This is a genomic window from Enterococcus sp. DIV1767 (assembly GCF_050542585.1).
GTDB classification, from domain to species: domain Bacteria; phylum Bacillota; class Bacilli; order Lactobacillales; family Enterococcaceae; genus Enterococcus_D; species Enterococcus_D innesii.
Genome location: NZ_CP172936.1, coordinates 97377 through 112415 on the forward strand (window position 1 = coordinate 97377; position 15039 = coordinate 112415).

A 15039-nucleotide genomic window follows, 5' to 3' on the forward strand; every position below is an offset into this window, starting at 1 on the left:
GACGAATGACTCGTCAAGGGATCGGATGATTTTTTAATTCTTCAAAAAGCACGCGGCTTTCTTGCTGCAGCCGCTTGCCGATATCTGTTTGCCCTACCGTTGTTCTTTCCGTTTGCCGCACGACGATTTTTTTCTGAGTGACGATGTCACGTCGCTGCTGGATGGCTTGCTGGCGATCTGTAAAGGGTTGATGGGCTGCTAAGGTCATGCCGAAGGAATTTGACAACAGCGTGTAACCAGCAATGCCTGTGACGGATTGGTAGGAGCGGGAAAGTCCGCCATCAATTACCAATAAACGACCATTTGCCTTGATGGGCGTCTCGCCTTTACGCACTTTGACAGGGGTGTGGCCATTGATGATGTGGCCTGTCGGCGGCAGACCGAAGGCAGCTAGGACACGGCAGCAGAAGTCTTCGTTTTCCCTTAAAGAATAATAGGCATTTTTTTGTTCTTTATGGGTGTTGCGATCTGCTATAAAGTAGCGCTCAAAGGTTTTCATGGCTTTTTTGCCGAAGAGGGAAGAACCTTCGCCACACCAAAGATACCAGATCATATCGGTGGCAAGGTCTGTTTGCTTTTCTGGGTGGGCAAAGCTTTCCTGCAAACATTGCTGAAAAAAGTCCATCAACGCTTTGCCTGCTAAGGGCTGCTGCTGGAAAGTAAAGGCCAGGAAATCGCCGTTTTCCTGACAAGGTAGGCAGCCGTGATACAGCAGGTTGTCGTTGAAGCGCTGGTACAATGTGCCATGCTCGACCAAAAAGCGCATATGCGCAGCTAAGCGGGGCGAGCGTTGAAATTGGCTCAGCAAATCTTGCAGTACCTCATGTTCTTCGGCTGTCAAACGGTAAGGATCATCGGGATCTACTAGTTGAAAACAGCCGTTGATCAAAGGATAGGTCTGGTCTAGCTGGATTTGTTGCCGATCTTGAGACAAGCGATGCAACAAGCAGCGCTCTGCCATCGCAAATGCTGGACGCCGCTGGATCACGGCTGCTTCGACTTTGAATTGGATGATGGCAAATGCCTGCTGCAAAAGCATGGCGGCTTTTTTTTGTTGGCTTGATAAAGGATCCACTGTTTTTTGCGGATAAAAGCCTTCATTTTCTGTGTAATATTTTTGGCTAAAAGCCAGTGCTTTTGATAGATCGATCCCATAACCATCTTGTAATAATGCCAGATTGCCGTAGCGAGCAGCGATGCGAATCGTATTGGCCAAACAGGGCAGCGAGCCGCAAAAGCTACCGATCCACAAGATATCATGGTTGCCTAGCTGAATATCCAGTGAAGGCAAAGTCATCAAGCGATCGACGATTTTGTCTGGCGCCGGTCCTCGATCATAGATATCGCCTAAGACATGGAGATGGTCCACTACGAAGCGTTGAATCAAGTACGCCAACTCTTGGCAAAAAAGCGAGGATGCCTCTAATTCGATGATCTTATCAAAAATCGCCTGATAGTAAGCTTCTTTATTGAAGTCGGCATCATATTGGTACAACAGTTCTTCTAAGATGTAAGCAAAAGAAGTCGGTAATGCTTTGCGTACCTTGGAGCGTGTGTATTTACTGGAAGTAAAGCGGGCAACTTTCACTAGCTGTGCCATCTTCAAGCGCCAATCGGCAGGGGTCCAGGCCTGTTCTTGTAATAGCTCCTCTGGATAATAAATGACAAAACAAAGTTCGGTCTGTTCTTCTTTCGTCAAGACGCCAGTAAACAAAATCTCGACTTTTTCTCGGATACTGCCAGAACCATTCCGCAAAATATGGTCAAAGGCATCGTATTCGCCATGCAGATCGCTGACAAAGTGCTCGGTGGCTTTCGGCAGCTGCTGGATGGCTTCCAAGTTGATGATCTCGGTCAGGTTTGCCAAGGCGTCTTTATTGAACATGGGCCTGTTCTTTGGCTTGTTCTTCAATCAGCATCGCGCTTTCTTCAATGGAGCGTTTGCTGACATCGATCACCGGAATGTTCAGCTTTTTGAACCATTCATTCGCGTAGGCTAATTCTGCTTCGATTCGTTCACAATTGGTGTAATGGGTCTCTTCTTTCAAGCCCAATGAATGCATCCGGGACCGCCGAATCTCGGTCAGGGATTCTGGATTCGTAGTCAAACCGACCATTTTCCGTGGGTCTACTTGGTGCACTTCGGCTGGCAAAGCGACTTCAGGAATCAAAGGCAGATTCGCCACTTTGTAGCCACGATTTGCCATGTATAGGCTCAATGGGGTTTTTGAGGTTCGCGAAACCCCTAAGAGGACAAAGTCAGCATCGAGAAATCCCCGTGGGTCTTTGCCGTCGTCGTATTTTACGGCAAATTCCATCGCTGCCACCCGGCTGAAATATGCTTGGTTCAAGCGATGCAAGGCACCAGGCTCTTGGACGGCTTCTACACCGAATGTTTTTTCTAGCATCGTGGTCAAAGGCGACATAAAATCGACATACTGCAAACCAGTCCGTTTGGCAAAGGCATCAACAAAAGCGACTAATTCTTTATTAACTAAGGTGGTAACGACGATCGATTTGTCTAGCAAGGCATCTTTGAGGATCTCGCCTAAGCTCTCTTCATCATTAGTAAAGGGAAAGAGCTGGATATCTGAAAGGTCGATCGTGGGAAACTGCGCGGAAACGGCGGCGATCAGCTTTTGTGCCGTTTCGCCTACGGAATCTGAAATCAAATATATTCGAACGTTCTTCATTGTTTTTGCCCCCTAAAAGTGTGTGTTGTCACTGTCATTGCCTGCTTGAATAAAGTAATTCATCAGCCGTGTCTTCGTGATTTTGCCGATGACTTTTTTTGGTTCCTGCGGATCGACCACAGGCAAGGTATCGACTTCATGTCGTCCTAACAACGTACCAGCCGTCAAGATCGTTTCTGCCGGTGTGATGGTCACGATGTTTGGCATGCGAGTCATGATCATCGCTACGGGTGTTTTTTCTGGTGCGGCATTGCTGATCGCAAAGCGCAGCAAATCTTTGCGGGAGAGTACCCCGATCAGTTCGTCTTGGTCATTTTTGACATAGAGGGAACCGACATCGTACATAAACAAAGTCGTGACTGCTTCATAAACGGAGACCGTTTGTGAGATCAGCAACGGTGGGATCATGACTTCTGCAACTTTGGTATGGTAGAGTTTTTCGAAAAGCAAAGGCTCAACGGTTTGTCCTGTGTAGAAATAGCCGACTTTCGGTCGGGCGTCTAATAAACCGGTCATGGTTAAAATCGATAAGTCATTCCGCAAGGTTGCGCGGCTCAAACCTAACTGCTTCGCAATGGTCTCCCCACTGATTGGCTGATGCTCTTTGACGATCTCAATGATTTTCATTTGTCTTTGGCTTAATTCCAATGTGTCACCTTCTTTCTTTTATGTGCTATGCTATTGATTATATGATTTTCCGAATGAAAAGGCAATCCTTCTCTTTTAAAAAGGATAAATCCCTTAAAAGTTTTCTTTTTTTGGCTTGACGATTAAATGTGTCATACTATATACTGCTAATTAATCGAAATAGTATATAACATTTAAAAGGAGGAACATGATGGAAAAAGCAGTCGTATGGTTTTCAGAAGGCACGAAAGAGCAAAAAGCACTATTAGGCGGGAAAGGGGCAAATCTTGCGGAGATGACCAATTTGGGTTTGCCTGTTCCTCAAGGATTTATCGTCCCGGCCACCATTTGCCTGACCTATTTAGAAGAACAGGTTCTTCCTGAGGCGATCATCAAGCAAGTCAAAGCTGCCATCGAAGAATTGGCAGTCCGCAGGAACAAAACATTTGGCGGACTGCAGTCGCCGTTATTGGTTTCTGTCCGCAGTGGTGCCAAGTTTTCCATGCCAGGGATGATGGATACGATCTTAAACCTTGGGTTGAATGATGAAACCGTCCAAGGGTTGGCTCAGCAGACGGGGGACCCCGTCTTTGCTTATGATTGTTACCGCCGCTTGATCCAGATGTATGGGGATGTGGTGAAAGGTGTAGCAAAAGAGCACTTTGAAGCCTACTTGACAGATTATAAGAAACAGCAGAATTATGCGTCAGACCAAATGATGACCGGCAATGATTGGCAAATGATCTGCCGCGTGTTTCAAAGTATTTATATGGAACATACTCAAGAAGCGTTTCCCCAAGACCCGTTTCAGCAATTATTGGCAGCCATCACGGCAGTTTTTCGCTCATGGAACAACCCACGGGCCAAGACCTACCGATCTCTCCATCGGATCCCTGACGATCTAGGGACTGCCGTAACGATTCAAGAAATGGTTTTTGGCAACAGTGGGATAAATAGTGGGACGGGTGTCGCCTTTACCCGCAATCCAGCAACCGGGGAACCGGGACTTTTCGGCGAATTTCTAGTGTGTGCCCAAGGGGAAGATGTGGTTGCTGGCATTCGTACACCACAACCGATCCAAGCGTTGGCACAGCAGCATCCCATGATCTATCAGGAACTAAAGCAACTGGCTGAGGGTTTGGAGGATCACTATCAAGACATGCAAGACATTGAATTTACCATCGATGACGGCCAGTTGTTTGTCTTGCAAACAAGAAACGGCAAACGAACCGCCGCTGCGGCAGCACAAATTGCAACGGATATGGTCGCAGAAGGTCGGATCACTATCAGGCAGGCACTAGATCGCATCACACCAGAAATGATCGATCAATTGCTGCACCCGTTATTTGCCCCCGAAGCCTTACAGCAAGCCGAAGCCTTTGCGCAGGGCTTGCCGGCTAGTCCAGGGGCAGCTTCAGGACATGTCTATTTCACTGCAGAGGCAGCGGAAAAAGCCAGCCGCACAGGAGAAAAAGTCCTGCTGCTGCGGCAGGAAACCTCACCTGAAGATATTGAAGGTATGGTGGTGAGTGAAGCGATCATTACCGCTCGTGGGGGGATGACTTCGCATGCGGCGGTGGTCGCCCGTGGTCTGGGGGTCTGCTGTGTGGTAGGGTGCGAGGCATTAAGTGTCGATGTATTTTTGAAGCAGGCTCGCTGTGGTGAGTTGCTGATTGAAGAAGGTGACGTGCTTTCGGTAGACGGCAGTACTGGCAAACTGTATCAAGGGAAGCTGCCTATGACCAGTGTCCAGGAGCGAGTCTTATTGGATCAGCTTTTGACGTGGGCACAAGCCCAGGCAGATCTAAAGGTTTACGCAAATGCGGAAACGAAAAATGACATTGAGGCTGCGCTGGCCTTTGGTGCAGCGGGCATCGGCTTAGCACGGACGGAGCATATGTTTTTTGGGGAAGCGCGTTTGTGGAAAATGCGGGAAGTCATCTTGGCAGAAACAAAGGCGGAACGATTGGCGGCGTTGGCTGAGATCAAGGCGTATCAAAAAGCCGATTTCCAAGAAATGCTGCAGGCCGCGCAAGGAAAGAAGTGCACGATTCGTTTATTAGATCCGCCACTCCATGAATTCTTGCCCCATGAGCATGAACGCCTTGAAATGGCTCGCCGTAGTCAAAAATCATTGGCGGAGATCGAGCGGCGAATTGACGAACTGCAAGAGGTCAATCCCATGATGGGGCATCGCGGCAGCCGCTTAGGACTGAGCTATCCAGAAATTTATGAAATGCAAACAGCGGCGATTTGTGAAGCGGCTGTGGAGTTGCGGCAGCAAGGAGTCGAGGTAGAGGCGGCGATCTTATTGCCCCTGATCAGTTTGCCTGCAGAGCTGCAGGTGTTGAAAGAGACGTTGACACAGGTGATCGCTCAAGCAGAAGCCACCCTGCAGCAACCGTTGCGCATCGAGATCGGCATGATGATCGAGACACCTAGAGCGTGCTTGATTGCTGGGGAGTGTGCTGAAGATGCGGCGTTCTTTAGTTTTGGTACCAATGACTTGACCCAAATGACCTTTGGCTTTTCGCGGGATGATGCCGGCAGCTTTATTCAAGCCTATTTGCAGTCGGGGATCTTACAAGAAGATCCTTACCAGCACTTAGATCAGGCGGGCGTTGGCACATTGATGCGTCAAGCGATCGCTGGCGTAAGAGATTGTCAGCCAGAGCACTCGATCGGTGTTTGTGGCGAAGTCGGCAGCGATCCCTATTCTATTGCATTTTTGCGAGAGATCGGCATCGACTATGTTTCTTGTTCCCCATACCGAATTCCTGCTGCTTGGTTAGCGATCGCCCAATCAGCCCCCATCATCGAAGAGGCGTCAGTGGGCTCCTGCTAAAATAGGAGAAAAAAATACACCGCAGTCCACTAGCAAGGCTCGCCTGCTTGGTGGATTACGGTGTGTTCGTGCAGCTTCACCTTACAGGGGTTGATCCGTTTTTTGAATCGCGGGTTTGCGTCCTTTTAAATACCAAGTAATCCCAATGACATGGGCGAGGTAGATGGCAGCGAGGACGAAACGTACCAGCAGATTGGGGATCAATAGTGCAGGAATGGCAAAGACTACCAGCATCATGGCAAACATCCGAACCATTGCCTTGGTGCTCAGCTGTTTTTGTACGAGTGGTTTTTCAATGTATTTTTGATAATTTTCTGATTGAACCAAGCGTTGATAATAGGTATCGGAACTCCGCAGCCAGAAATAAGCCGTCAGCAAGTAAAAGACCGTTGTAGGTAAGAAAGGCAAGAAGATTCCTAAAGTACCTAAACCGAATGTCAGTGATCCACAAAGAAAAAACAGTGTTTTTTTCAAAAGTAACCCTCCTTATTTGGGTGTTTCGTGTCTTAACCTCAGTATAACGGAGGAGGGGCAGCTTGAACATGCGTTTTGTGCTTTTCCCCGTTTTTTAGCGGCAATAAGAGTTTTTCTTCCCCTTACTCCTGCTTTTTTGATAGACTAGAAACAACACAAAGGGGGAAGCAGCATGGAAACGATTGAATTGAATACCGGCATTCAGATTCCAGTGATCGGCAGTGGGACGAATACATTTGGGAAAGAAAACCGAGAATACCAAGGTGCGATCAATGATGATACGACAGAGCTATTGACTGCCATCAAGCTTGGGTATCGGCATTTTGATACGGCGATTTCTTATCGCAACGAAGCCGTGGTAGGCAAAGCCATCAAGGAAAGCGGGATCGACCGCAGCGAATTTTTCCTGACTTCTAAGATTCCTGGCAAACCGGAGTATACGCAAGATGCAGCTGCCGTGAAAGCGTCTGTTGAAGCGAGTTTAGCAGCCTTGCAGACGGAATCGATCGATCTTTATTTGATCCATCATCCGTGGGACAACTTGGCAGAGATTGCCGCTGTCTGGGCGGTTCTTGAGGCTTATGTCGATAAAGGAGTCTTAAAAGCGATCGGGGTGTCCAATTTCCAAGAAGAAGAACTTAGCTATTTATTGGCAAACAGTCGGATCAAACCAGCGGTCAATCAGATCGAATCGCATCCAGGCAAGTGGAATGATGCGATCATCGCCTATTCCTTAGCCAATCAGGTAGTGCCAGAAGCCTGGGGTCCACTTTCCCGGATTTCAGAAGCGGCACGGGAAACCTTGACCCAAATCGGTGAAGCGTATCAAAAAACCTGGAGCCAAGTGGTCTTGCGTTACCAAATCGAGCGTGGGGTGATCGTGATTCCGAAATCCCATTCAGAAAAACATCAAGCCGAAAATTTAGCGCTCTTTGATTTCGCTTTGACGGCGGAAGAAAAAGCCATCATCAAAGAATTATAGGCAATAGAAGCGGTCCTATTAAAGGGACCCTACAGCCAGTGCGGAAACTTCCGTGCTGGCTATTTTTATGCAGTCGCAACGCTCCTTGATCACTGAGGAGCTTTTCTATTCGTTACAACAGCAACCGTAAGACTTAGCAAAAAAGAAAATGCGCTTGCAGCCGTTTCTGCCAATGAACCCTCTTAATCATTCAAAGAAATAACCGATTATCCTTACTAAGGGTCGTCTATGGACGAGTCTTCATTGGATCGTGTGAAAATGGAAATGAAGGAGTGGCACAGTTGTGAAAAAAAGAAAAAAGACGATAGGAATTTATGTGATGATCACCTTGATGCTGGTTGCGGGGATCCCGATCATTGTCATGCTGACAAGTTCCTATTTAACCACCAAGAACTTATTGATTGAACGAAATGATTTGAACAAAGAAAGTGCCGTCAATTTGATCTTGGCGGAAGAAAAGAGTTTGCGCCGATCGACGGAAAGCAAATTGAAATCAATGGCTGAACTGCCAGCGATGAAAACAGAATTCAGCATGGGGCGCATCCGTTCAGATCTTTCTTTAGCGATTGCTGGAAGCAACAGCTTCTTAGCGGTGACTTTTGGGACAGAAGATGATGAATATGTGACCTTCAACCCCTTACCAGATGATTATAAGCCTACGATTCGGCCATGGTACAAAGGGGCCGTAAAAGCCGAAGGAGAAGTGTATTGGACAGCACCTTATTTAGATACGGTGTCGAATCAATTTGTGACGTCGGCTTCGATCAGGGTCAAAAATTCCCATAATCAAGTGGGGGTTTTAAGCGTCGATGTTTCCTATGAAAGCATTCAAAACATCTTGTCTTCCTTTACCGTAGGGCGGACTGGGAATGTCACCTTAGTTTCAGAATCTGGGGTCATCGTGACCTCAAAAAACACCAAACAAATCGGTAAGAATATCAAAGAAGAAGAAGTATTCCAAAAAATCAAAGAAGCTAAAAACCCGACAGGCATGGTTGGCTTAGGCGACTCGAATAAAGTCAACGATGTGTTGTATGACAAGTCTGCTGATTCCAATGTTTGGGCGTACTCCGAAGTCAAAGCTAGTGATCTAGACAAAGAATTAGGAGCGTTAGTCCGCACCACCATTATCGTTACGATCTTGATGTTGCTCTTTGTAGGACTGGTTTCTTATGCTGCGATCAAAGTAGTCGCAGCGATCATCGATTGCTTCAATCGTTACTTTAGAAAAGTCGGTGAAGGCAAACTAGAGAAGATGAGCAAAACCAAAAGAGCCAAAGGCGAAAAATGGACATGGGATCAACTGGCACGCCGAGTTGTTTATCCAGACAAAGCAGGCAATGAGATCCAGCAAATGGCGGACAATTACAATGTGATGATCGAAGGCACGGGTGCATTGATCCAAAAAGTACAAAAAGAAAGCAACAGTGTCGCAGGAATGTCGGATTCTTTATTAGAATTGTCAAAACAAACCAATATTGCGACAGAAGAAGTCTCTCAAACCATTACGGGTATTGCTGAAGTGACCGGTGCTCAAGCCCAAGAAACAGAATACAGCGTGTCCCAAATGCAAAATCTGTCGCAGGTCGTGAAAGAATTACGAGAAAATGTTGGCGGCATGAGCAGCAAGTCGCAAGAATCTACGAAGATCAATCAAGAAAACTTAACGATCATGGATCAAGTCGATGACAGCTGGCGACAAGAGTTGGCACAGATGGAGCGCTTGATGTCGAACATGACGGGAATGAATGATAGTATCCAAAACATCAACTCGATCATTGGGGTCATCAACGATATTTCTTACCAAACCAACTTGCTAGCCTTGAATGCATCGATCGAAGCCGCAAGTGCAGGTGAGTCGGGCAAAGGCTTTGCCGTCGTGGCTGCTGAGATCCGAAAATTGGCGGAACAAAGCAAAGCCTCTACCAAAGAGATCGAAGCGATCATTGAAGAAATTCGTGAGCAATCTAGTCAAATGGTTAAACAAACGTCGGCGTCTGTCAAAGGTGGCGTTCGCCAAACCAACTTGATCAAAGAAGCGATCTCGTCTTCAAAAGAAGTTTTCCAACGCAGCAGCTATATGATCGAAGGCATCCATCATATTGAAGCAGCCAGTGCCCGTATCGAAAATATTCAAAACAGTGTACTGGAAAACTTAGAAAACATTTCCGCATCAACGGAAGAAAATGCCGCTGGTACACAAGAAGTTTCCGCAAATGCAGAAGAAGTCTTGGCAACCATGGATGAATTTACCAACCATGTGGCAGACCTCAGAGACATTGCAGAAGAGTTGAAGCGATTGACCAATCGTTTTGAAGTGGAAAAATAAACCAAGCAAAAAAATCACTCATCAGCTATTCGCAAGAATGGCTCGTGGGTGATTTTTGTTTAGTGAATAGGAGACTACAAAAAAGCCAAGACGGATATTGGTCGTCTTGGCTATTCATAATGATATTTATAAAACCTTATTACGGACTATTGTGCCGTTTCAGTCCGCTGAATGATCATCTCCACGCGGCGGTTTTCCGAGCGGCCTTGGGGGGTGTTGTTATCGGCTTTCGGTTCGGTATCGGCAAAGGCTTGAATGGCAGCATTTTTTTCTAAAACAGCGCCTTTGCTGATGAAGTATTCCATAACGGTAATGGCACGAGCGGAACTAAGATCCCAGTTAGATTGGTAGCGGCCATTGCCTTTTTCCGGTACGTTATCGGTATGCCCGGCGATCACGATTTTGTTAGCTTTTAGTTTTTTCAGTGAGTCCGAGAGTAGATCCAGTGACTGACGAGTGGTGTCCGTGATCTCGGCGCTGCCAGAGGCAAACAAAATACTGCTAGCTAACGTGATATGCAAGCCATCAGATTCCAAGCGAACTTCTGTCTGGTCTTTTAAGCCAGAAGCGGCGAGTTCTTGTGACAGCTGGTCGCTGATTTTTTCTAGCTGTTGATTTTCCAGTTGGGTCCGAACTGCTGCTTCTTGCGCTTGTGCTTCGGCAGAAGTGGCGGCTTTTTTTCGCGGCGTGGTCTCGCCCATATCGATCACTGACCCGATGACGGAGGCATTGCTGTGGTGGCTGGAAAGGATGGTGCCAAATTCGCTTTTGATTTCTTGGAACTTCTCATCATCGACTTTCGCCATGGCAAACATGACGATGAACAAAGCCAGCAGTAAGGTCAACATATCCGAGTAAGGCAAAAGCCACGCTTCGTCTACATGTTCTTCATGTTTCTTTTTTCGTTTCATGTCGCTTCACCCTTTATAATTGTTCTTGCCGTTTTTTCGGATCGATCAAGCTGTATAATTTTTTCTCAATGCTTTTCGGTGATTGTCCGGCTTGGATCGCTAAGACCCCTTCAACGATGATCGACATCATTTGGACCTCTTGCTCCGATTTTAAGGTCAGTCGTGAACTAAAGGGAATGAACAGGACATAGCCGAAGAAAATACCGTAAAGGGTCGCCACGAAAGCCGCCGAGATCATATGACCCAGTGCCTCTACATCCTCTAAATTACCTAGCGCCCCAATCAGCCCGATCACGGCTCCTAACACCCCTAAGGTCGGGGAACTCGTGCCGGCGGTTTTAAAAATAGCCGAGCCGATGCGATGTCGTTCTTCGATCCCATAGATCTCATTCTCCATGATTTCTTGGATCTGTTCGGCAGCGATGCCATCAACCACCATTTCCAAGCCCTTTTTTAAAAAAGGATCTTCTAAGTTTTGGATAGCACCTTCAAGAGATAGTAGGCCATCGCGCCGAGCTTGGTTAGCTAATTCAACGATGGTATTGATGGTTGTTTTTAAGTCGTATTCTTTATTTTTCAGCAGAACGCCGAAGATCTTCGGGATTTTTTTGATATCACTGCTGGGAAATGAATTGATAACGGCTGCGATCACACCGACGAAAATGATGATCGCGGCTGCTGGATTGATCAAAACGGCCACATTGGCACCTTTTACAATCATCCCAACCACCACAGATATCAATCCTAAAATAATACCGATCAGCAAGAAAAAATCCATTTGTTGCGTCCTCCTAAATTCTATTTCCAGGTTTTAAACCCTCATTTATTTTATCGGTGAATTAAAATCATTCTTAATAGCAAAAAAAAATAATCCAAAAAATAACTAAAATAAATTTTCTGCTTCTCTTTTTTTTGTTCTTTTTTTGACAAGTTTCGTCAAATTTTTAAAATGGTACAGCTTGCAATTTTTGTGAATATTTATAGATGGTACCGTTTTTTTTCGTGAAGTATTTCTCAGGGTTTGTCATACCATCAAACACAAATGAAAATGTTTTAATCAATTTTTCGAATAATGCTTGTTTTTTTATCAAAAAAATGATTTTGATCAAAAAGTATAGATATGCTTGTAAAACGCTTTATATCGATCGTTTACTTTTTATAACTGGGAACGAAATTGCGATGAAACAGTGTTTAACAAATAACATAACATACCTGTAACTTAAATGTCATATCCGTAAAGTTGCAAAAATCAAATTGTAAAATAAAAACAATTCTACTATAATGACATCACGTCTTCTTGTTTTTTTAATCTATAACAAAAAAATCAATAAATATATTTGTTTCTGTTCCATCGATGAAAAAAACGTTTGGTACAGAAGGTGGAAGGAGCAATTATTGTTGGATACCTATGATTTATTAAAAACAGCCATGAACGTTTCTGCCCAACGCGCAGAATTGATTTCGTCTAATATCGCCAATGTCAACACGGATGGGTACAAAGCAAAACGCATCGTGTTTGAAAGCGAATTAAAGCAGGCACTCGCTTCGTCAGGGACCGAAGCTGCAACCGAAGCGTCAGTTTCTCAAGTAAAACCGAAAATCACTGAAAATGCAACTACCAGCATCAAAGACAACGGCAATAACGTGGATCTTGAAGTGGAGATGTTGGATCAAGCAGCCAATGGGTTATATTACAGTGCATTGACCGCACAAGTCAACGGACGCTTGCAAATGATGAACCTTGTATTGAGTAATTGATAGAAAGCGCAGGAAAAACAAATGGGTATGTTTAATGGACTAACGATCAACGCGAGCGGTCTAGCATTGGAACGGTTAAAACTAGATACGATCTCCAGCAATATCGCAAATGTAAATACGAATCAAACACAAACAACCGCTGCTTATCAAAAAAAGAGTATTCTTTTTTCAGAAAATTTAAAAAATAGCCGTGAAGGTACACCGGCTACATACGGTGTCAAAGTGACGGGGATCGCTGCCGATGAGACAGAAAAGCTGACCTATGATCCTACAAATCCCGCTGCCAACGACGAGGGATATGTCGGTCAATCAAATGTGGATATTGCCGATGAAATGGTGGCAATGTTGCAAGCGGTTCGAACGTACGAAGCCAATGTTTCTGCTTCAGAAATGAACAAAACGATCTTGAAAAAAGCATTAGAAATATCAAAGGGGTAACGAGAAAATGGATGGACTTTTAACGACAGGATTAACAGACTACCAAAACGTTTTGCGGACACTAGGCACGGGGGCTGCTTCAAACGAGACCAGTGTTGCAGGCGCCAAGGAAAATCAGTTTTCTTCTTACTTGACCCATGCGGTCGATCAGTTGAATCAAAAAACGGCGGTCATGGATCAAGATACTGTAAATTTGATCACCGGCGATGAAAGCGATCTAGGCAATGTGATGATTCGCATGACGGAGGCGCAACTGGCGCTACAAACAGCCGTTCAAGTACGAAACAAGTGTTTAGAAGCTTACAATGACGTGAAAAATATGCAGTTTTAGCAGTGGGTGAGGGAATAAGGATAAATGATGGATAAAGTGAAAGAATGGACAGAACAACTCAAAGACCGTTGGCAAATGCAAAGCTCTTTAAAGAAAATGATCGTTGTTCTTTCCGTTATCAGCGTTCTCGGAATCACAGCAGCTGTTTATTATTTAAATACGCGAATTGAATACGGTATCTTGTTTACGGATCTAAGCGATGCCGATGCGGGAACGATCAGCAAGGATTTGGAGGAACAGCAGATTGCCTACAAATTAGCCGACAATGGGACGACGATTTTGATCGATAAAGACCAAGTCGATGAATACCGCATCAATCTTGCCGTGGACAATAAGTTACCAAATACCAGTACAGGCTTTGAATTATTTGATGATGCCAACATGATGACAACGGATGAAGACCGCAAGATCATGTATCAGCGGGCAGTAACGGGCGAACTACAGCGAGCAATCGAGTCGATCGATGCGGTCAAATCCGCCAAAGTTTTACTCGTGATGCCAGAAGAAAGTGTCTTTTCTTCGGAGGAAAGTGCGCCAACCGCCTCCATCGTGTTGACCTTGAAAAATCAGCAGATCTCAGACGAGTCCGTGCAAGGAATCGTTACCTTGACTTCAGGGGCAGTGGAAAAGCTGAAGCCAGAAAATGTAAAAGTCGTTGATAGCGCGGGCAATACCTTGACGAGAACCGAAGAAGAAGCCAGTCAATTAAGTGGCCTGAACAATAAATACATTGCCATCAAAGATTCCTATGAAAAAATGCTAGAAGAAAAAGTAGCGAAGTTGCTGACACCGATCTATGGTGCAGACAAATTCCAAGTGTCGATCAATTTAGACTTGAATTTTGATTCGATCGAGCGGAAGAAAGTCACTTATGATGACCCAGAGATCAAGAGTGAGACAGTGCAGGCTGCTGGTTCGCAAGGGACCGTCCAAGAAGCCCAAACAGGGACGGTGGATGACAATGTCTCCAATGTGACGGGCACGGATGGAGAAGGAAACAATTCCTACAGTCGCTCCGTTGAAAATGAATTGGATACCGAGACCACCACGACCATTACAGCCCCTGGCATGATCGAACGAATGACCAGCTCGATCGTGATCAATGCGAACCTTTCGCAAGCAGATCAAGCAGAATTGCAGCAGTTGATTGCTAGTGCCGTCGGCTATGACAATGATCGTGGCGATCAAATCGCGATCCAAGGATTTGACTTTGCCCAAGCAGAGGTTGATCCAGCCGCTGATCCGCAAGGGAATGAACCGATTGCAGCTGCCAAAGGTTATCTCAAGTACGCCATCATCGGCGGTATCGTGTTGACCTTGTTCTTGGTGATCTTAATGATCGTTGGCGTGATCCGACGCCGACGCAAAGAAGACGAGCTGGAAGTCGATGTGACGGAGGAGATGGTCTCCTTTGCACAACCGTCCGCAGTCAGCACCGGAGCGAGTAACCCAGTTGCACAAGAAGTCGTTTTTGGCGGTGTCGGCAATCGGTCTGCTGAAACGAAACCAGCGGTGCCAGAAGCATCCACACAAGAAGCCGCAGCAGAACATTCAGGAGAACCAACATTGGATCAAACGGCTAGAAATTATGCCGAAAGCAATCCTGAAGTAGCGGCGGAATTGATCAAAGCTTGGATGAAAGAAAAATAAG

General features: G+C 45.8%; 13 protein-coding genes. 7 read left to right on the top strand and 6 right to left on the bottom strand.

Going from position 1 to position 15039, the window contains the following annotated elements:
* Positions 1–13 precede the first annotated feature (13 nt).
* The 3 genes from IGI78_RS00440 to IGI78_RS00450 are packed head-to-tail and all read right to left on the bottom strand — an operon-like array spanning position 14 to position 3341.
* Positions 14–1885, bottom strand: a complete 1872-nt coding sequence (locus tag IGI78_RS00440) for a fructose-1,6-bisphosphatase (RefSeq protein WP_195265594.1) — start codon at positions 1883–1885, stop codon at positions 14–16.
* Positions 1875–2693 (bottom strand): pyruvate, water dikinase regulatory protein, encoded by an 819-nt coding sequence (locus tag IGI78_RS00445; protein ID WP_005226564.1) that lies wholly within the window; start codon positions 2691–2693, stop codon positions 1875–1877. The genes IGI78_RS00440 and IGI78_RS00445 overlap by 11 nt, the downstream gene beginning before the upstream one ends.
* Positions 2694–2705: 12 nt before the next feature.
* Entirely contained in the window at positions 2706–3341 is a 636-nt protein-coding gene (locus IGI78_RS00450) for a helix-turn-helix transcriptional regulator (RefSeq protein WP_077453152.1), read from the bottom strand.
* A 190-nt stretch (positions 3342–3531) separates the two neighbouring features.
* Between IGI78_RS00450 and ppdK the strand changes: the two genes are divergently transcribed.
* A complete protein-coding gene (gene ppdK, locus IGI78_RS00455; RefSeq protein WP_195265592.1) occupies positions 3532–6165 on the top strand; it encodes a pyruvate, phosphate dikinase in 2634 nt (877 codons plus the stop codon).
* Positions 6166–6246: 81 nt separating this feature from the next.
* Here the strand turns inward: ppdK and IGI78_RS00460 are convergent, their stop codons facing one another.
* The gene (locus IGI78_RS00460) at positions 6247–6639 is read right to left on the bottom strand and encodes a YbaN family protein (protein ID WP_005232815.1); all 393 of its coding nucleotides are present in this window, start codon (positions 6637–6639) and stop codon (positions 6247–6249) included.
* Positions 6640–6811: 172 nt separating this feature from the next.
* Here IGI78_RS00460 and IGI78_RS00465 point away from each other — a divergent pair, with 172 nt between their 5' ends.
* Both IGI78_RS00465 and IGI78_RS00470 read left to right on the top strand, forming a co-directional pair.
* Positions 6812–7621, top strand: a complete 810-nt coding sequence (locus IGI78_RS00465; RefSeq protein WP_140966424.1) for an aldo/keto reductase family protein — start codon at positions 6812–6814, stop codon at positions 7619–7621.
* A gap of 283 nt (positions 7622–7904) precedes the next feature.
* The gene (locus IGI78_RS00470) at positions 7905–9950 is read left to right on the top strand and encodes a methyl-accepting chemotaxis protein (protein ID WP_005226571.1); all 2046 of its coding nucleotides are present in this window, start codon (positions 7905–7907) and stop codon (positions 9948–9950) included.
* Positions 9951–10096: 146 nt separating this feature from the next.
* On the opposite strand, the gene IGI78_RS00475 is transcribed toward IGI78_RS00470, so the two are convergent.
* Both IGI78_RS00475 and motA read right to left on the bottom strand, forming a co-directional pair.
* Positions 10097–10861 (bottom strand): OmpA family protein, encoded by a 765-nt coding sequence (locus IGI78_RS00475; protein ID WP_195265590.1) that lies wholly within the window; start codon positions 10859–10861, stop codon positions 10097–10099.
* Between the two features lie 13 nt (positions 10862–10874).
* Positions 10875–11639: a flagellar motor stator protein MotA gene (motA, locus tag IGI78_RS00480; protein ID WP_005232810.1), complete on the bottom strand. Its 765-nt coding sequence runs from the start codon at positions 11637–11639 to the stop codon at positions 10875–10877.
* 620 nt (positions 11640–12259) lie between these two features.
* On the opposite strand from motA, the gene flgB reads away from it, so the two are divergent.
* The 4 genes from flgB to fliF are packed head-to-tail and all read left to right on the top strand — an operon-like array spanning position 12260 to position 15038.
* Positions 12260–12619, top strand: coding sequence for a flagellar basal body rod protein FlgB (gene flgB / locus IGI78_RS00485; RefSeq protein WP_369907728.1), 360 nt, complete (start codon positions 12260–12262; stop codon positions 12617–12619).
* Positions 12620–12640: 21 nt separating this feature from the next.
* Complete coding sequence (gene flgC, locus IGI78_RS00490) at positions 12641–13057, top strand: flagellar basal body rod protein FlgC (RefSeq protein ID WP_003129038.1); 417 nt, start codon at positions 12641–12643, stop codon at positions 13055–13057.
* Between the two features lie 7 nt (positions 13058–13064).
* Positions 13065–13388: a flagellar hook-basal body complex protein FliE gene (gene fliE / locus IGI78_RS00495; protein ID WP_081117647.1), complete on the top strand. Its 324-nt coding sequence runs from the start codon at positions 13065–13067 to the stop codon at positions 13386–13388.
* A gap of 27 nt (positions 13389–13415) precedes the next feature.
* Positions 13416–15038, top strand: coding sequence for a flagellar basal-body MS-ring/collar protein FliF (fliF, locus tag IGI78_RS00500; RefSeq protein WP_195265689.1), 1623 nt, complete (start codon positions 13416–13418; stop codon positions 15036–15038).
* The last annotated feature ends 1 nt before the right edge of the window (position 15039 follow it).